The sequence below is a fragment of the Azospirillaceae bacterium genome (assembly GCA_028283825.1).
Taxonomy (GTDB): domain Bacteria; phylum Pseudomonadota; class Alphaproteobacteria; order Azospirillales; family Azospirillaceae; genus Nitrospirillum.
This window is the reverse complement of record JAPWJW010000001.1, coordinates 1851102-1870314: the sequence shown is the minus strand read 5'-3', so window position 1 is coordinate 1870314 and position 19213 is coordinate 1851102. Positions and strand designations below refer to the sequence as shown.

Genomic DNA, 19213 nt, shown 5'->3' with positions numbered 1-19213 from the left:
TGGTTGGTTAAGGCGGGCACTATAGCCCGGCTTCAGCGCGCGAACAGGGAAAGGTCCACGCCTTCGGCCATCAGGCGGTAACCCGTGTCGCCGGGGTGCAGATGGTCGCCGCCGTCGGCCTCGGGCAGCAAATGGCCGGGGCGGGCGGGGTCGTCCAGGGTGCGATCCAGGTCGATGACGGCGTCGAAGGTGCGGGAGGCGCGGATCCAGGCGTTCAGGCGCTGGCGCATCGGCTCCATGGCGGGCAGGCACCAGTCCGACCCGGCGCAGGGCAGGATGGTGGCGCCGTAGACCTTCAGGCCGGCCGCGTGGGCCTGGTCGACGATGCGGCGGTAGGCGGCGGCCAGGGTCTCCACCGTCGCCGGCACCTCCTTACGGTCAGCGGCGCGCACGGCGGAGGCCAGGTCGTTGACGCCCTCCAGCACCACCAGCCAGCGCACGCCGCTCTGGTCCAGCACGTCGCGGTCCACCCGCGACAGGGCGTTGGGGCCGATGCCGTCCAGCAGCAGGCGGTTGCCGCCGATGCCCGCGTTCAGCACGCTGATGCTGGTGGCATCCTCCGCCGAGGGGGCGGGGGACATGCGCCGCGCCAGATTGCGGGCCAGGGCGTCGGGCCAGCGGCCGTTGCCGTCGGTGGTGGAATCGCGGCCGTCAGTGATGCTGTCGCCCAGCACCACCAGGGCCGCGGCGTCCGGTGCCGTCGCCACGTCCACGCCGGTGGCGATGTACCAGTGCGCCACCTTGGCCGCGCCGGGCATGTCGGCGGCCAGGGCGTCGCCCGCCTGAAGGTAGGAGGTGGCGCGCGAACCCGGATGGGTGGTGGCCGTGCCCGGTACATCCCTCAGGCGCAGGCTGAGCGCCAGGTCGGTGAAGGCGGGCACGGCCATGTCCACCGGGTCGGACCAGACGGCCCCACCCGCCGGGATGGTCACCCCGGCCTGGCCGCCGAAGGTCAGGGCGCGGTCGCTGCCGGCCTGGATGGCCGCACCCTTGGCGGCCAGGGCGACGTGCGCCGCCGGGATGGTCAGCGGTGCGGTGCCGAAGGCGTTGGACAGGCGCACCCGCAAGGCCCGGCCGCCCAAGGTGAGGCGCAGCACCTGGCGCAGGGTGGCATCGCTGAAGCCGAGGGCCGGCGGGGTGCTGCCGGCGTCGCCCGGGATGGGGGCGGCCATCCAACTGCCCACCCAATGTGGCTCCTGCGCGTGGGCGATGGCGGGCAGGGCCAGCATCAGGGCAAGGCACAGGGAGGTCAGGCGACGCATGAGCATATCCTGTCAGCGGCAGAGGCCGTCCAGCCAGGCGGCGATGTCCGGCAGCGGCGGGGGGGAGGTGACATGGTGGGCGGTGACCGCCCGGTCCAGCAGGTTGCTGTTGCCGGTCTCGGGCGAGTCCGGCGGGTAGGCGTAGGCGGGATCAGCCTCCACCTGGGCCAGGGGGGCGAAGGTGACGCCCTGGGCCTTCAGATAGGCCAGGGTGTCGGGCAGCACCTGGGTCTCGATCACGCCGATATGCAGCAGCAGCACCTGGGGGACCTGCCGGCCGAACACGGCCTGGGACTGAAGGCGCGACCGCTCGAACGCCTGCGCCAGGCGCTGCAGATAGGTCTGGCGCAGCGTGGCCACCGCGTCCTTGTCGCCCTTGGCCAGGCAACGGACGTAAGGGGCGTTGTAGTTGTAATCCTCCGTCCCCAGGGTCACTTCCGCCACGTGGTAACCGTGGGCGGCCAGGTAGGCGCCGGCCTGGGCGCGGCGTTCCGGCGTGGCGCCGGAATTGAGGAAGGGGAAGCGCAGCCAGTGCCAGTCGGCATCGCCCATGTATTTCTTGAGGATGGGCTCATTGGCGGCCACCGCCGCCTCGAACGCTGCCAGCGGCTGCTTGTTGGGATCGTCATGGGCGAAGGTGTGGTTGCCCAGCGGGTTGCCGGCACCCCGCCAGATCGCCAGCGCTTGCGCCGCGTCCGCGCCCTCATCATCCAGGCCCTTGCCGTTGATGAAGCCGTAGACCGGCGGCAGGCCGGCGGCCTTGAAATCGGCCGTCACCTGGCGCGCCACGTCCGACCGGGTGACGCCCGGCGGCAGGGGGCCGTGCACCGGCAGATCGTCCACGGTCACGGCCATGGTGACGGGTGCCTCCGCCGCGATACCGGACACAGGCAGGCAGGCCATTGCCAAGGCCATCAACCAACACTTCATGCTTGTCATTTCCCCATTCCGATGCGTGCGCTTTCCGGTGGACCCAGATAGCTGGGGCGCAGGCCCCCCAGGTCCAGCACCAGCTTTTGCAGCACGAACGCGGGATCCACCATCCAGACTTTCACCGTATGGAAACCGGCCGTGGCCACGGCATGATGGCTGACGCCCACGCGAACCGAATCCTCCACCGACTTGTACCAGTCGGCGACGCCGTTTTTTTCCAGCAGGTCAACCACTTGCGGTGCCTCGTCATCAATGGCGACGGCATAACGCAAGCCGCGTCCGGGCACGAAGTTCAGGGTGGGGCCGGCGATGGCCTGAAGGGTCACGGGCCCCGGTTGCGGCAGATAGACGCGATAGTCCAGGCGCGCACCCCGGCCGGGTTCCACGCTGGGGGCGGTGACGGGGAAGGGGCTGACGCTCGACAGGGTGCGGCCGTAGTCGGGAATGGTCTCCCACGCCACGCCGCCCGCGTCCGCCTTGGCCGTGTAGTGCGCCGCCTCGATGGCGACATAGCCGTCGGCGGCGATGAAGGCGGGGCCGCCGTCCTTGGGTACGGGCGTATTCAGCGCGCGCAGGTGCACGGTGACGCTGCCGCCGGCACCGGTGATGGTGACGCCGCCCCCGCTGGTGCCGGCCGGCGCCTTGGCCCAGTCGATCGACACCCACAGGCGGGTCTCATCCGTGACAGTACCTTTCGTGGCGCTGAGCTTGATCCAGGGGGCGCTGGCCTTGGCGGTATAGGCGAAGGGCGTTTGGCCCCGGTTGAAGACGTCGATGTAACGGCTGGGCTGGTTGGTCAGGTCCAGGTCGGGCAGGACGGCGGCGTCCTTCAGGGGCGCGCCGTCTGCCGCTGGCCAGGCCTGGGTCTTGCCCTCCACCGCCACCCCCAGATTGGCGGGCTGGGGCAGGGTGAGGTCCGTCACCTCCGGCATCACGTTGGCCGGCGGCTGCTGCCAGTAGGTGTAGCCGATGTGGGTCTGGTCCATCATGTGGTCCCACTTGCCGCCGTTCAGCGCGTGGTACGCCTTTGTCAGGTCGGCGTCGGCCTGGAACAGGCGGCGCGCCTCGGCCGCCTGGGTGTTGGCCGATGCCCGGCCCTGCGCCGCGTACAGCCGGTTGTGGCCCACCGCCACGTACATCTCCGTCACCTGGGCGGCGGCCCTGGCCGGGTGCAGCACCAGCTGGAAAAAGGCGTCGCGCGCATCCGCTGGCAGGGCCTGGCTGATGGCCTCCGCCTTCGCCACCAGATCGCGATAGTCGGCCACCACCCGTTCGGCCTCGCGGTAATCGGTCAGGCTGAAGGTGTCGGCGTCCAATAGCTCCGGCTTGCGGCGGCCGATCAGCATGCCGTAGCGCGTGACCAAATCCGCGATCGCGGCCGCATGATCGGGCCCGAATTCCCGTTCCGCCCATGCCCGGGTGAACTCCGGCAGTTTCTCCTTGGGCCAGCGCTGGGGATCGCGGGCGTAGTCCAGGAAGAACTCGATGGGCAGTTCCATGGGCTTCAAATCGCCCACGTTCACGATCCATACCCGGTCGGCCCCATATTCCAGGGTGAGATGCATCTGCTCCCACACCTTGGCCAGCGGGTTGGTGTTGATCCACTTGTAGTTCCGGGGATCGCCGACATAGTCGAAGTGGTAATACATGCCGGCCCCGCCGGGCCGCTTGCGTTCCTCTTCGGTGGGTAGGCGGCGGACGTTGCCCCAATTGTCGTCGCACCACAGCAGGGTCACGTCGTCGGGCACGCGCATGCCCTTTTCATAATAATCCTGCACTTCCTTGTAGAGCGCCCAGATCTGGGGGATTTTGGTGACGTCGGGGTTGACCTCCTTGGCCAGGATGGCCCGCTGGTCGGCCACGATCTTTTCCAGCAGGGCCACGTTGGCGTCGCGGCCCTCACCGGTCATGGGCATGTCGCCGTCGCCGCGCATGCCGATGGTGACGACGCTTTCATAGTCCCGGTTGCGGCGCACGCCCTCGGCCCAGAACCGCCGCAGCACGTCGCCGTTCTCGGCATAGTTCCAGGGGCCGGTGCCGTGGCGTTTCCATTCCTGCTGGGCGCGCAGCATGGGCTCGTGATGGGAATTGCCCATGACCACGCCGTATTCGTCGGCCAGCTTGGGGTTCAGCGGGTCATCCTCGTTGAAGGCGTTGTTCCACATGGCGGGCCATAGGTAATTGCCCTTCAGCCGCAGGATCAGTTCGAAGACGTGCTCATAGAACTGGTGGTTCAGGCCGCCGAACTTCTCCTTGGCCCAGCCGCTGAGCGCCGGCGCTTCGTCATTCAGGAAGATGCCCCGGTATTTGACGGGCGACGGATCCTCGCCATGGACGCCCGGCGTCACGTACAGGGCGTCGTGGTGGCGCACGGGCACGTCCGCCCACCAGGACCAGGGCGACACGCCGATCTGTTCCGACACATCGTACAGGCCGTAGATGGTGCCGCGCTTGTCGCTGCCGGCGATCACCAGGGCGCTGGCGACCCCGGGCAGGGGGTTGGCCACCACCTGGATGCGGAACGCCTCCCACTTGCCTTGGATGGGGGTGACGTCGATCTTCCCCTCCGCCGCCAGCCGGTCGATGGTCGGGCTGTGTCCCACCGTGCCCACCAGGATGGTGCCGGTGTCGGCTAGGGCGGACGGCACGCCGCTGACCCGGCCGATGTCGGCCGCCAGGTCGCCTGCCGCCCGCCGCACGCCGGCATAGTCATCCCCATCCACGTGGATGCGGGCGGCCCGGCCGTCCGCCACGATGGCGAAGCGGCCGGGGCCGGCGGTGGTCTCCACATAGCGGTCCTGGCCCAGGGCCCAGGCCGGTACGGCGGACAACAGGGCAGCCGTCAGGGCGGCGGTGGACAGCAGGCGCCTCATGGCCGTCAGTCCTTGACCGTCAGCACGGCGGTCTTCAGGTCCACCGAATTATCGCCGACCATGATGTCGAAGGCGCCGGGCTCCACCACCCGCTTCATCTGCTGGTTCCACATCGACAGGGCGTGTGCGTCCACGGTGAAGCTGACGGTGCGGCTCTCACCCGGCGCCAGGGTGACGCGCTGGAAGCCCTTCAGTTCCTTCACCGGCCGGGTGACGCTGGCCACCTGCTGGTGCAGGTACAGCTGCACCACCTCGTCACCGGCGCGGCTGCCGGTGTTCTTCACGTCCACCGACACGGCGACGCTGCCGTCCTTGGGAATGGTGGCGGTGGACAGGCGTGGGGCCCCGACGTCGAAGGTGGTGTAGCTGAGGCCGTAGCCGAAGGGGAACAGCGGGTCGGTGGTGTCGAACAGATAGCCGCGCCGGGCGCTGGGCTTCTTGTTGTAGAACATGGGCAGTTGCCCGACCGACCGGGCGAAGGTCACCGGCAGCTTGCCGCCCGGGTTCACGTCGCCGAACAGCACGTCGGCCATGGCCGTGCCACCCTCCTGCCCCAAATACCAGCCCTCCACCAGGGCGTTGGCGTGGGCGGCCACATCCACCACCGACAGCGGCCGGCCGTTCAGCAGCACGACGGTGACGGGCTTGCCCAGGGCGAACAGGGCCCCGGCCAGGTCGTTCTGCTGGCCCACCAGATCCAGGCTGTCGCGGTCGCCCAGATGGTTGGGGGCCCAGCCCTCGCGGCTGGTCTGTTCGTTGTCGCCGATGACCAGGACGATCTGGTCCGCCCCCTTGGCCACGTCCACCGCCTGGTGGATCAGCTTGGCGTTTTCCGCCGCATCGGCCAGTTCCACCTTGTCGCCGTACCAGTCGTCGTCCTTGGTCAGGCGCACGCCCTCGGCATAGGTCACCTTCACCTTGGAGCCGACCTTGGCCTTGATGCCGTCCAGCACGCTGACGGTCTGTTTCGGCATGCCGGAATAGCCGCCCAGCCGGGCCACGGCGGCGTTGGGGCCGATGACGGCCAGGGTCTTCAGCTTGTCCACGCTCAGCGGCAGGGTGCCGTCGTTCTTCAGCAGGACGACGGCCTTTTGCGCCGCCTTTAGGGCCAGGGCGCGGGCCTCGCCATTGCCGGTCAGGGCGTCGGCCTGGGCGGCGTCGGCGTAGGGGTGCTCAAACAACCCGGCCTGGAACTTCAGTTCCAGGATGCGGCGCACGGCGCGGTCCACCACCGCCACGTCCAGTTTGCCGGTGCGCACGGAATCGCCCAGGCTGCGGTAGGAATCGCCGTCCGGCAGGTCGGCGTCCACGCCGGCCTGGATGGCGCGGATGGCGGCGGCGGGCAGGTCCGGCACGACGTGGTGGATGCTGACCAGCTGGTCGATGGCGGAATAATCGCTGATGACCGCGCCCTTGTAGCCCCACTCGCCACGCAAGATATCCTGCAACAGCCAGGTGTTCACATGGCTGGGCACGCCGTCGATCTCATTGTAGGAGGCCATGACGGCGTGGATGTTGGTGCGCTGGACCACCTGTTCGAACGGCGGGAAGAACATCTCGCGTAGGGTGCGTTCGCCCACCGATGCCGGGCCGACATTGGTGCCGCTTTCCGGCTGGCCGTGGCCGGTCAGGTGCTTCAGCGTGGCGAAGACCTTGCCGTCGGCCAGGGGCAGGGTGTCGCCCTGAAGGCCGCGCACGGCGGCCACCCCCAGCTCACCCGCCAGGTAGGGATCCTCGCCGAAGGTTTCCTCGATGCGGCCCCAGCGCGGGTCGCGGGCCACGTCCACCACCGGGGACAGCACCAGGCTGGCGCCCCGCACCCGGATCTCACGGGCCACCACGCCGTCGACCTCGCGCACCAGGTCGGGGTCCCAGGAACTGGCCTGGGCGATGGCCTGCGGGAAGCTGGTGCCGCCGATGGAGGGATAGCCGTGCAACCCTTCCTCATGGAACAGCACGGGGATGCCCAGGCGGGTCTTCTCCACCGCCCAGTGCTGCACGGCGTTGACCATGGCCACGGTGCCCCGCGCGTCCCGCCAATGCTGCGCCCGGGGGGAGCCGGAGCCCTTCTCGTCATTCGGGCGGGTGAATTCGCCCAGGCCGTTGGGGTAGAGGGCGCTGGCCTTGGCCGGGTCGAAATCCATGGCGGGGGTGAAGATCTGCGCCTTGCGGTCCCAGACGGCGATCAGCTGGGCCACCTTCTCATCCAGGGTCATGCGCCCCAGCAGGTCGTCCACCCGCGCCGCCACCGGGGCCTTGGCGTCCTTGTAGATCGGGGCCGTGTCGGCGCCGGCCCCGCCGGCCGTCAACGCCACCAGGGCGGCACCGGCCAGGATGGCGCCGCGCAGGCGGCGGTTGAGAAGGTTGGTCTTGAGCATGGCGTTTCCCTTTCCCCTTATTCTTGGTCGCGGCGCCGGCCTTATGGGGCGGGTCGCGGTGGGCAAAGTGCCACCGGCCACGCCCGGGCGGCGCCGGTGCATTGGTGTTAGCGATACCATTCGACTTCGTGCCTTGGGGCGGGGCCGGAACCGGTCCCGCCGGGGCTACTCCCTGACTATTCTTTGCTTGGATGACATGGATGTCCGCCCAGGGCGGGCGGTACCTTGAACTTTAGCGCTGTAGGTCGTCGGTGAACAGATCGGGATACCGCGCCGCCAGCTGGGGCAGCGAGGTCAGGATTTCCTGCAGATGCTGGCGCATGGCGCCTTCCGCCTTGTCGGCGTCACGGTCGGCGATGGCGTCGACGATGGCACGGTGCTGGCTGATCAGCAGGGGCATGGGGGTGGCGTCCGGCATGCTGAGGTAACGCACGCGGTCCATCTGCGCCTTGCTTTCCTCCACCACCCGCCAGGCGTATTCACAGCCGACATGCAGGGCCAGGTCGCGGTGGAAGCGTTCGTCCAGTTCCAGGAAGCGGGTCAGGTCGCGGTCGTCGGCGGCCATCTTCTGGGCGCGCAGGCTGTCGCGCAGCAAATCCACGTCGCGGTTCTTCATTTCCGCCACCGCGCGGCGGACGACGGCCAGTTCCACCGCCTCGCGCACGAAGCGGGCGTCGAACACTTGGCGCACCGAAATCTTGACGATGAAAGACCCGCGCTGCGGCCGGATGGACAGCAGCCCGGCCTCGCTCAACTTGATGAAGGCCTCGCGCACCGGCTGGCGGCTGACGCCCAACTGGTCGGCGATGTCCTGTTCGGAAATGGCCTGGCCGGGGCGGAAGCGCATGGCGACGATGGCGCGGCGCAGTTCCCGGAAGACCTGGCGGGCCACGGGTTCGGCGCTGTCGGGCTGAATCCGGTTCAGGACGACACGGTCATTTTCCACGATCACCGACTGTACCCCTCGGTCGTCCGCTGTTCGGGACTGGCGTTCCCACCCCGATCCAGCGTGCGGCATCCGCATGGCGCATTCCATAGCGCAAATGCCCGCACACGAACATCATTGCCTCACCCCTTCATACATACTACCATACTAGATGACAAACAAGCCGCAGATGAGGCGGTCGTAAAAACGGGAGGGGCCGGAATGACGACGAAGTCCATCTTATCGGAACCGGACATATCGAAGGATGCCGTCGCGGGGCGTGCCACCTTGCAGGACGTGGCGCGGCTGGCGGGCGTGTCGCCGGCCACGGTGTCGCGGGTGCTGAACGACCCGGACAAGGTGGCCAACGACACCACGGCGCGGGTGCGCAACGCCATCGTCGCCACCCGGTTCGTGCCCAACGCCATGGCCGTGGGCCTGGCCAACCGCCGCACGCGGGAGACACAGGGGCAGCAGGCGGCCCCGACGCTATCAGCCTCGGGCCTGCCGCCGCGCGGCTTGGCGGCGCTGGAGGCGGCAGCAGCCCCATCGGCGCCGGTGGTGCCGCACAGCGCCCGCCGCGCCGGCCTGGTCGCGGTGCTGACGCGCCAGGGGCCGGCCGATGAAACGGTGGCCGGCCTGGTGGAGGAACTGGCCCAGCACAACGTCACCGCCCTGCTGGCCCATGCCTGCGCCGATGAGGCCAGTCTGCGGCGCGCGGCGGAGGCCGCCTTCGCCCATCACCCCGCCGCATTGGTCCTTGCGGGCCTGCGCGGCGACCCGCATTTGCGCCGCCGCCTGGCCAAGGCGGGGGTGGTCGTGGTGGAAACCGGCGACCTGGCCGACGACCCCATCGACATGGCCGTGGGGTTTTCCCATTTCGCCGCCGGCCACGCCGTGGCGCGGCTGCTGGCCGGCCGGGGCTATCGCCGGCCGTTCCTGATCGTGGAAAAGGAACGCGGCCCCCAAGCTTGGCTGGAGGGGGCCAGGGCCGGGTTCGCCTCGCTGTCCGCCATGGTGCCGGGGCATTTGCCGCACCGCGTGGTGCCGGCCGCGGCAATCCCCATGCCCTGGGCCGGGAGACCCTGGCCGACCTGCTGGATCAGGCCCCGTCCACCACCGACGTGGTGATGTGCAGCAGCGACGCCCTGGCCCAGGGCGTGTTGGCGGAGGCCGCCAGCCGGTCCTTGCGCGTGCCCGACGATCTGGCGGTGTTCGGTTTCGGCGATGCCGATTTCGCCGCCCATACCCATCCCCGCCTCAGTACCGTGCATGTGGACGCGCGCGGCATCGGCCGGCGGGCGGCCCGCCTGCTGCTGGCCCGGCTGGACGGCTGCGGCACCGCCAAGCCCGGCCACCGCACGGTGGATGTCAGCTTTTCCCTGATTTCCCGCGATAGCGCCTGATGCGCACGGCATTTGAACGTGATCGTTCAAATGCCGTCCCTCATGCGCCGGGCGCCGATATCCGTCGGCTTGGGCTTCCTCGCTTTCCAGTCCGCTACGCTCCCCGTAAAGCCCCGGCAGCCGCAGTCGCGGCCTACAGCGGCACGAATCAGAATTTTGTGCCGCTGACATGAGCCCGAAGGCCAAATTGCATGAATGTGCGACGGCCCCGCAAACACCCTCTTGACCTCAACTGGTATGGTAGCATACATGAATGGCAGAACAGGGCGGCGGTGCCGCCCGTGGGAGGAAATCGCAGTGTCACCGACGGCCCGCCGCCCATTCGCCGGCGCCCCGGCCGGGGACTGATCGCAAACGCGGACCAAATGAAACGGGGCCTGCTGCATCGGCGCGGCCCGCCATCCTGCGCGGAGTTGGAAAGCCCATGAAGATCACGGACGCCTACGTCATCGTCACGTGCCCGGCGCGGAATTTCGTCACGCTGAAGATCCGCACCGACGAGGGTGTGTACGGCATCGGTGACGCCACCCTGAACGGGCGCGAACTGGCCGTCGCCTCCTACCTCACCGACCATGTCATCCCCTGCCTGATCGGCCGCGACCCCCGCCAGATCGAGGATATTTGGCAGTATCTGTACAAGGGCGCCTACTGGCGCCGCGGCCCGGTGACCATGTCGGCCATCGCCGCCGTGGACACCGCCCTGTGGGACATCAAGGCCAAGCTGGCCGGCATGCCGCTGTACCAGCTGCTGGGCGGCAAGAGCCGCGAGGGTGTCATGGTCTATGGCCACGCCAACGGCCGCGACGTGCCGGAGGCACTGGACCAGGTGGCCCATTATTTGGACCAGGGCTACCGCGCCATCCGCGTCCAGGCGGGCGTGCCCGGGCAGCAGGGCACCTACGGTGTCGCCAAGGGCATCAATTACGAACCCGCCACCAAGGGCCTGCCGGCGGAGACCGTGTGGTCGACGGAGGCCTATCTGGATTTCGCGCCCACCCTGTTCGCCGCCGCCCGCGACCGCTTCGGCTGGGACGTGCACCTGTTGCACGACGTGCACCACCGCCTGACCCCCATCGAGGCGGCGCGGCTGGGCAAGAGCCTGGAGCCCTACCGCCTGTTCTGGATGGAAGATCCCACGCCGGCTGAAAACCAGGAGGCGTTCCGCCTGATCCGCCAGCACACCACCACGCCCCTGGCGGTGGGGGAGGTGTTCAACAGCATCTGGGACTGCAAAGACCTGATCCAGAACCAGCTGATCGACTACGTCCGCACCACCGTGGTGCATGCCGGCGGCATCACCCACCTGCGCCGCATCGCCGACCTGGCGGCCCTGTACCAGGTGCGCACCGGCAGCCATGGCGCCACCGACCTGTCGCCGGTGTGCATGGGGGCGGCCCTGCACTTCGACCTGTGGGTTCCGAACTTCGGCGTGCAGGAACGCATGGTGCACGAGGCCGTGACCGACAGCGTCTTCCCCCACGCCTACACCTTCACGGACGGCTACATGCACCCGGGCGAGGCGCCCGGCCATGGCGTCGATATCGATGAGGTCGAGGCCGCCAAGTATCCCTACCAGCCGGCCTATCTGCCGGTGGCGCGCCTGACCGACGGGACCTTATGGAACTGGTAAAGCACTGAAGTAACAAAAAAAACACCGCGCGGGGAAAACCCCGCCGGTGGAAACATAGGACGAGGGAGGCGTTCATGGCGTGGCAGTCGGAAACGACGGCCGTTTCAGCGGTGTCATCGCCGGCCGGCATCGGCCGGCGGCGGTGGATCGTCGTCGCCCTGCTGTTCGCCGCCACCGTCATCAATTATGTCGACCGCCAGATGCTGGGGCTGCTGAAGCCCCTGCTGTCCCGGGAATTCGCCTGGTCGGATGTCGATTACGCCCATGTCGTCTTCTGTTTCCAGGCGGCCTACGCCGGCGCCTACCTGGTGTTCGGCCGCGTCATCGACCGGGTGGGCGCCCGCTGGGGGTATGCCCTGACTTTCCTGGTGTGGAACCTGGCCCACATGGCCCACGGCCTGGCGACCGGCCTGACGCAGTTCATCCTGGCGCGCGTGGCCCTGGGCGCAGGGGAGGCCGGCAATTTCCCCGCCGGCCTGAAAAGCGTGACCGAATGGTTCCCCCAGCGCGAACGCGCGCTGGCCATCGGCATCTTCAACGCCGGCGCCAATGTCGGGGCGGTGGTGACGCCGCTGGTGGTGCCGCTGATCGTCACGATGTTCAGCTGGCGCGCGGCCTTCCTGCTGACGGGCCTGGCCAGTTTCGCCTGGCTGGCCGCCTGGCTGGTGTTCTATCGCCGGCCGGAGGAAAGCCGCCGCCTGACGGCCGCCGAACTGGCCCATATCCGCTCCGACACGCCGGACCCCATCTCGGCGCGCGGCGCGGACGCACGCCGGCCCGGCTGGGTCCGCATCCTGGGCTGGCGCCAGACCTGGGCCTATGTGCTGGCCAAGTTCCTGACCGATCCCATCTGGTGGGTCTTCCTGTTCTGGCTGCCGGATTTCCTGGGCCGTCGCTTCGGGCTGGACCTCCAGGGTTTCGGGCCGCCGCTGATCGTCATCTACCTGATGTCGGACGTGGGCAGTGTGGCCGGCGGCTGGCTGTCCTCCCGCCTGATGCGGCGGGGGCGGGGGGCGAATGTCGCCCGCAAGGCGGCGATGCTGGCCGGTGCCCTGTGCGTCATGCCGGTGCTGTCGGCGCCCTGGGTGGGCAGCCTGCCGCTGGCGGTGGCCGTCATCGGGCTGGCGACCGCCGGGCACCAGGGTTTCTCCGCCAACCTCATGACCCTGCCGTCCGACCTGTTCCCCAGAAGTGCCGTCGCCACCCTGGTGGGCATCGGTGGGGCGGCGGGGGCGGTGGGCGGGATGCTGATGGCGAAGTTCACCGGCTGGATCCTGCAAACCACCGGCAGCTACGGCCCCGTCTTCCTGGTGGCGGCCCTGGCCTATCCCCTGGCGCTGCTGGCCTTGCAGGTGCTGAGCCCGCGGCTGAAGCCGGCAGTCCTGGAAGAAGGAAGCGGCTGATAAGACGGTCAAACGCGTGGCGATTAAAGTACTGACCTGATCAGTGTCGGCAATGCGACTGCCGATCGTGACGTATTGCGCGTGATTTTAAAAATAAAACTCAAGATCTATTTGATGATAGATTGCAATTATATATTGACAATCTCGCCATCAATCGGAAATGGTAACGCTACCATTTCGAGAACACGGTTAACGTGCCGACCTAGGGAGAAACGGGACATGGGGTGCCTGAACACGCATACGCTAATACGCGCGGCGTTTGATCGTGGCTGCTCAAACGCCGCCCCTCAGTCGCCGGGCGCCGACATCCGTCGGCTTGGCTCGTCCTCAGTTTCCAGTCCGCTCCGCTCCCCGGAAACTTCCGGCGGACGCGGTCGCGTCCTACAGCGGCACGAGTCAGGCTCTCGTGCCGCTGGTATGGGCACTCGGGCGTGGGGGGCGGTGATCGCCCTGTCGCTGGTGGCGGCAACGCCGGCGCATGCCGCCATGCCCACCCTGGAACACCAGGGCACGGCGGCGCGCCTGGTGGTGGACGGCCGCCCCCTGCTGGTCCTGGGCGGTGAGCTGGGCAACTCCAGCCCATCCAGCCGTGCCTACATGGCCAAGTACTGGCCCAAGCTGAAGGCCATGAACCTGAACACGGTGCTGTCGCCGGTGTCCTGGGAACTGATCGAGCCGAAGGAGGGGGTGTTCGATTTCTCCTCCATCGATGGTTTGCTGGCCGACGCCCGCGCCCAGGACATGCATCTGGTGCTGCTGTGGTTCGGCACCTGGAAGAACAGCATGTCCACCTACGTGCCCGGCTGGGTGAAGCGCGACCAGGCGCGCTTTCCCCGTGCCAGGGCGGCCAACGGCACCAGCGTGGAGATCCTGTCGGCCTTCTCCCCCAACGTCCGGGACGCCGATGCCAAGGCCTACGCCGCCTTGCTGGCCCACCTGAAGGCGGTGGACGGGCGCGGCACCGTGCTGATGGTGCAGGTGGAGAATGAGATCGGTATGCTGCCCACGGCGCGCGACTGGGGCGATGACGCCACCGCCGCCTGGGGCCGGCCGGTGCCCGACGCCCTGCTGCGCTGCTTGGCCGGTGACGGCGCGCAGCCGGAACTGAAGGCCCTGTGGCAGGCGCACGGCGCCCGCACGAACGGCACCTGGGCGCAGGTGTTCGGCGACGCCGACGGGGGCCAAGAGGTGTTCACCGCCTGGTTCTATGCCCAGTACACCGAAGCCGTCACCCGTGCCGGCAAGGCGGCCTATCCGCTGCCCATGTACGCCAACGTGGCGCTGAACCGCACGGGCAAGGCGCCGGGCGAGTATCCGGCGGGCGGGCCGCTACCCCACCTGATCGACGTGTGGAAGGCGGGGGCGCCCAGCCTGGATCTGATCAGCCCCGACATCTATTTCCCCAACTTCAGCGACCTGGCCGGCCGCTACCGCCGAGCCGACAACCCGCTGTTCATCCCGGAAGCCAACAACGTCACCACGGCGGCGGAGGTGCCGGCCAACGGCTTCTACGCCATCGGCAACCTGGACGCCTTCGGCTACTCCCCCTTCTCCATCGAGAATGCGGACGGCAAGTACCAGGCGGCGCTGACGGAGGCCTACGGCGTGTTGCGCCAGCTGACCCCCGCCATCCTGAAGGCCCAGGGGCTGGACCGCATGGCCGGCTTCAAGCCCCGCGTGCTGGAGGACGGCACGGTGCTGGAGGCGCCGGTCAGCCGCACCATCGGCGACTACCGCTTCACCGTGGCCTTCATCGACCCGTGGCTGCCCAAGGCCGACCAGGATGTCTCCGCCCACGGCGGCATGATCATCCAGACCGGGCCGGAGGAATATTTGATCGCCGGGCGCGGCCTGGTCGTCACCTTTGCCGGTGCCGGCGAGGGGCCTGCCTTGGCCGGCATCGACCGGGCGGAGGAGGGCGACTTCAACGCCCAGGGCCAATGGGTGGGGGGCCGCGTGCTCAACGGCGACCAGACCCACCAGGGCCGGCACATCCGCCTGGGCTCGGAGAAATTCCAGATCCAGCGCGTCACGTTCTACCGCTACCGCTGACCCCAGTTCGACATCGACAAACACGCGGCCTCCATCAAACGAGAGGCCAGGGAGGGAAGAGAAATGGTCCGTTCAAGACACTGCAAGACTCTGCTCATGACGACCGCGCTGGTGGGCGCGCTGGCGGGCGTGCCGGCGGCGCGCGCGCAGGTGACGGCCGATCCGGCCGCTGCGACCGATCCCACCGCCATGGATGAGATCGTGGTGACCGGCATCCGCCGCAGCCTGCTGGACGCGACCCAGGCCAAGCGCGACGCCGTGGGCTTCGGCGACAGCATCTTCGCCGAGGACATCGGCAAGCTGCCGGCCACCAACCTGGCCGAAACCCTGAACCGCATCCCCGGCGTCAACCTGAACCGCGACATCGACGGCGAGGGCGTGCAGGTCTCCATCCGCGGCCTGGGCCCCAGCTTCTCCAAGGTGCTGCTGAACAACACCCAGATCGCGGTGGCGTCGGACGGCGGCACCAACGGCGGCAACGCCAACCGCGAGGTCGATCTGGACCTGTTCCCGTCAGAACTGTTCACCCGCCTGGACGTGTCCAAAAGCCCCACGGCCGATCAGCTGGAGGGCGGCATCGCCGGCACGGTGAACCTGCACAGCGCCCGCCCCTTCGACAAGGAAGGCACGCACATCACCCTGATCGGCCAGGGCGAATACACCAATTCCAACGGCGACGTCAGCCCGCGCGGCGCCCTGGTCGCCAGCCACACCTGGGGTGACTTCGGTGTGCTGGTCGGCGTGTCCGGCGTGAAGACCACCACCCGCATCGACGGGTTCGAGACCATCGGCTGGACCGACGGCAATCTGGGCGTCGCCGCCGACAAGGGGGCGGGCAACGGCTTCGTCTATGCCAGCACGGTGCCCAACAACACTGGTTACGGCCTGACGCCCGGCACGCCGGTGGACCTGGCCGCCACCTCCGGCCTCAGCCTGGCGCAGCTGGGCAGCGCGCAGATCCCGCGCCTGGCCCGCAACAGCTATACCTTCGGCGACCGGTCGCGGGTGTCCAGCGTGGTGTCGTTCGAATACCGGCCCAGCGATGAATGGCACTTCGCCGTGGACGGCCTGTGGGCCCAGTCCGACCGCGACTACCAGCGCCTGAACATGAACTGGTACGTGCGCAATTCCGGCCCCGGCACCTCGCCCACCTCCACCGGCGGCATGGTCCCCATCGACCTGACGGTGGACAGCAACAACATCGTGACGCAAGGCACCTTCGCCAATTCCAGCTTCTTCCTGGAAAACGACATCTTCAAGCAGCATACCGAGTTCTACAACATCAACCCCACCCTGACGTGGAAGCCGTCCAAGGATTTCCAGGTCGATGCCCAGGTCAACTACGGCCACAGCACCTTCTTCCGCGAACAGCCGCAGTTCGACTTCCAGACGCCGCAGCAATCCGGCCTGACCGTGTTCTACCAAAGCGGCGGCAACAGCGGCCAGCCCATCATCACCACCAACCGCGACCTGAGCGACCCGGACCTGGGCTGGCAGTGGTACCGCGTCAACGTGCAGAACGTGTACCGCGAGACCACCACCCGCGGCGCCCACATCGACACCCGCTACGGCAGCGACGACGTCAACGTGAAGGTGGGCGGCGCCTACGACATGGCCAGCCGCATCATCCGCGCCTATGACAACAGCGTCGCCTTCCAGACGGCGGTGTGCGGCGCCACCTGCGACGGCACCACCGGCCTGGTGCCCAACTCGCAAGTGGGGCAGTACCTTAGTGCCTTGAACATTAGCGACTTCGGCCACCTGGCCAGCGGCAATGTCGGCTACACCAAGTACATCATGACCAACCTGGCCGCCCTGGAAAAGGCGACCAACTATGACTATTACCGCGACACCGCCCCTGAGACCCGCAGCGCCGTCACCGGCGGTTCGGTCGGCAATATCCGCGAGAAGACCTTCGGCGGCTACGTCGAGGGCAACGCCAAGGACACGCTGCTGGGCCACGACGTGGCCTTCAACGTCGGCCTGCGCTATTTCCACACCGACCAGCTGGTGACCAGCCCGGTGCAGGTGGCCAGCGGCTATATCGAGCAGAGCTTCGACACCGGCTACAGCGACGTGCTGCCGTCCATGAACCTGGTTTACAGCGTCGCCGACGACATCAAGCTGCGCGCCTCCGCCTCCCGCAGCATGACCCGCGCCGACGCCAGCCAGCTGCTGCCCGGCACCACCTTCTCCGACATCTCCGCCCAGGTCGCCAGTGCGGGCAACCCCAACCTGAAGCCCTACACCTCCAACAACATCGACATCGGTGGGGAGTGGTACACGGGCGGCCTGGGGTATGTCGGCGTCGACCTGTTCCGCAAGGACATCGATGGCTTCACCGTGACGACGCAGAGCACTGTGCCCTTCACCGCGCTGGGCATCGCCTTCAGCGACCTGGCGGTCAGCCAGCAACAGGCCCTGATGCTGCGTGGCGGCCCGGATGTCGCCACCGTCACGCTGACCCAGCCGGTCAACCTCAGCAAGCTGCTGTTGCAGGGTGTGGAGATGACCTGGGTGCAGCCGCTGGACTTCGTGTTCGACGGCCTGGGCTTCTCCGCCAACGCCACGCATATCGAGCAAAGCTCCGCCAGCGGCATGTTCGCCACCGGCGTGGCACCGTGGAGCTACAATTTGCAGGGCTATTACGAAGGCCACGGCGTCTCGGTCAGCGTGAACTATGTCTGGACCGACAGCTCCGTCGCCGCCAACGCCCCGCAGAACAACCTCAACTCCGCCCTCATCAGCGACGCGCGCGGCCAGCTGGACCTGTCGCTGGGCTACCAGCTGCCCTTCGCCAACGACATGTTCCGCGTCACGGTCGACGCGCTGAACGTCACCAACGAGCCCATCCGCACCGTCTTCGGCCAGGAAAACGCGCCCTACAGCGTTTACTATCCGGGCATGCAGGTGATCTTCGGCGTGCGGGCCAATTTCTAAGTTCCCTCAATCGCCGGGCGCTGACATCCGTCAGCTTGGCTATCCTCGCTCCGCCCTTCGGTGCTCGCTCCGGCGGCCCCGGTCGGGGCCTACAGCGGCATGAGTTGCCTCATGCCGCTGGCATAAACGTGGTCTCCGCGGTATCCGCTGTCTGCGCCTTAATCCTCCCGCAGGCGGTGGATGTCGTGGGTGACGAAGCCCAGATCGTGATTGGGCGGGTCCAGCCAGCCGGGCTGGGCCAGGGAGCGGCGGATGTCGCGCAGGCCGCTGCCCCAATGCTCCAGCATGGTGGCGGCGCTGAACTCGATGTCCTTGTAGCCCTTCTCGAAGAACTTGTTCTGGTAGATCAGGTGGAACAGGTTGACCTTGGCCGTGGCGGCGATGGCGGCGGCCTGGTCATAGGCCGGGTTGTTCCGCCGGATCTCCTCCGGCAGGGTGTCCAGGAAATCCTTCACGATCTTGGACTGCCGCCTGCGATGGGCGACCATGTCGGTCACCATGCGGGTGCGGCTGGAATACTGGATGTCCTTTATCCGCTCCTCCACATCGGCGAAGTTGGCGGGCAGGCGGCCCTTGGAACTCCACAGATCGACCTGGAAGATCAGCAGATCCTTGTCCGGCTCCTTGCCCAGCAGTTCCACCAGCGGGGTGTTGGAGACGATGCCGCCGTCCCAGTAATACTCCCCGTCGATCTCCACCGCCGGGAAGCCCGGGGGCAGGGCGCCGGACGCGGCGAAATGCTCCGGCCCCAGGCGCATCTGGCGGTTGTCGAAATAGGCGAAGTTGCCGCTGCGCACGTTGACCGCGCCCACCGACACCCGCATGTCGCCGTTGTTGATGCGGTCGAAATCGGCATAGCGGCGCAGGGTTTCGATCAGCGGTTCGGTGCGGTAGTGGCTGACCTCGTCCGGGGTCTTGTGGTCCAGCTCGCTCAACGGGGTGCGGGGACGGGGGGTGAAGAAGCCCTGCTGCCCCTCCATCACCGCGCGGAAGGCCGACCAGCCGCTGGTCCACCCCCGCGCCGCCGCGTCCAGGCCCAGGGCGCTCAGGGCCCAGGCTCCCCCGCCGCCCACGAAGTCCTCGGGCTTGGTGATGGTGTCCCAGAAGGCGTGCAAGGCGGCCACCCGGTCCTTGGGCGGGTTGCCGGCCAGGATGGCGGTGTTGAGCGCGCCGATGGAGATGCCGGCGATCCAGGTGGGCTCCAGCCCCGCCTCGGCCAGCCCCTCATAGACGCCGGCCTGGTAGGACCCCAGCGCCCCGCCGCCCTGAAGCACCAGGGCGATCTCATCATAGGGCGGGGCCTCACGCTTGGCCTTCGCGGAGGTGGCGTTGGTGTCAGTACCGGGCGCGTCACGCCGATCCAGGGGCATGTCCCTCCCTCCATCCAGCCGATGTTTAGCGTCGCCCGCCC

General features: G+C 68.1%; 12 protein-coding genes. 6 read left to right on the top strand and 6 right to left on the bottom strand.

What is annotated here, in order from left to right:
* Positions 1 to 32: 32 nt before the first annotated feature.
* The 5 genes from PW843_07560 to PW843_07540 form a co-directional block, all read right to left on the bottom strand.
* Complete coding sequence (locus PW843_07560; protein MDE1146465.1) at positions 33 to 1262, bottom strand: SGNH/GDSL hydrolase family protein; 1230 nt, start codon at positions 1260 to 1262, stop codon at positions 33 to 35.
* A gap of 12 nt (positions 1263 to 1274) precedes the next feature.
* Entirely contained in the window at positions 1275 to 2177 is a 903-nt protein-coding gene (locus PW843_07555; protein MDE1146464.1) for a polysaccharide deacetylase family protein, read from the bottom strand.
* Positions 2178 to 2197: 20 nt separating this feature from the next.
* Complete coding sequence (locus PW843_07550; protein MDE1146463.1) at positions 2198 to 5068, bottom strand: glycosyl hydrolase 115 family protein; 2871 nt, start codon at positions 5066 to 5068, stop codon at positions 2198 to 2200.
* 5 nt (positions 5069 to 5073) lie between these two features.
* On the bottom strand, positions 5074 to 7446 hold the full coding sequence (locus PW843_07545; GenBank protein MDE1146462.1) for a glycoside hydrolase family 3 N-terminal domain-containing protein: 2373 nt from the start codon (positions 7444 to 7446) through the stop codon (positions 5074 to 5076).
* 232 nt (positions 7447 to 7678) lie between these two features.
* Positions 7679 to 8398: a GntR family transcriptional regulator gene (locus tag PW843_07540; protein MDE1146461.1), complete on the bottom strand. Its 720-nt coding sequence runs from the start codon at positions 8396 to 8398 to the stop codon at positions 7679 to 7681.
* Positions 8399 to 8593: 195 nt separating this feature from the next.
* Here PW843_07540 and PW843_07535 point away from each other — a divergent pair, with 195 nt between their 5' ends.
* The 6 genes from PW843_07535 to PW843_07510 all read left to right on the top strand — a co-directional run bounded on the left by PW843_07535 (position 8594) and on the right by PW843_07510 (position 17802).
* Complete coding sequence (locus tag PW843_07535) at positions 8594 to 9502, top strand: LacI family DNA-binding transcriptional regulator (GenBank protein ID MDE1146460.1); 909 nt, start codon at positions 8594 to 8596, stop codon at positions 9500 to 9502.
* Positions 9442 to 9777: a substrate-binding domain-containing protein gene (locus PW843_07530; GenBank protein MDE1146459.1), complete on the top strand. Its 336-nt coding sequence runs from the start codon at positions 9442 to 9444 to the stop codon at positions 9775 to 9777. Before PW843_07535 ends, PW843_07530 begins: the two co-directional genes overlap by 61 nt.
* Before the next feature lie 424 nt (positions 9778 to 10201).
* Complete coding sequence (locus PW843_07525; GenBank protein MDE1146458.1) at positions 10202 to 11407, top strand: D-galactonate dehydratase family protein; 1206 nt, start codon at positions 10202 to 10204, stop codon at positions 11405 to 11407.
* A gap of 74 nt (positions 11408 to 11481) precedes the next feature.
* Positions 11482 to 12810: an MFS transporter gene (locus tag PW843_07520; GenBank protein MDE1146457.1), complete on the top strand. Its 1329-nt coding sequence runs from the start codon at positions 11482 to 11484 to the stop codon at positions 12808 to 12810.
* A 417-nt stretch (positions 12811 to 13227) separates the two neighbouring features.
* Complete coding sequence (locus PW843_07515) at positions 13228 to 14862, top strand: DUF5597 domain-containing protein (protein MDE1146456.1); 1635 nt, start codon at positions 13228 to 13230, stop codon at positions 14860 to 14862.
* 96 nt (positions 14863 to 14958) lie between these two features.
* A complete protein-coding gene (locus PW843_07510; GenBank protein ID MDE1146455.1) occupies positions 14959 to 17802 on the top strand; it encodes a TonB-dependent receptor in 2844 nt (947 codons plus the stop codon).
* Between the two features lie 158 nt (positions 17803 to 17960).
* Here PW843_07510 and PW843_07505 read toward each other — a convergent pair whose 3' ends face one another.
* Positions 17961 to 19172, bottom strand: coding sequence for a patatin-like phospholipase family protein (locus PW843_07505; GenBank protein MDE1146454.1), 1212 nt, complete (start codon positions 19170 to 19172; stop codon positions 17961 to 17963).
* Positions 19173 to 19213 lie beyond the last annotated feature (41 nt).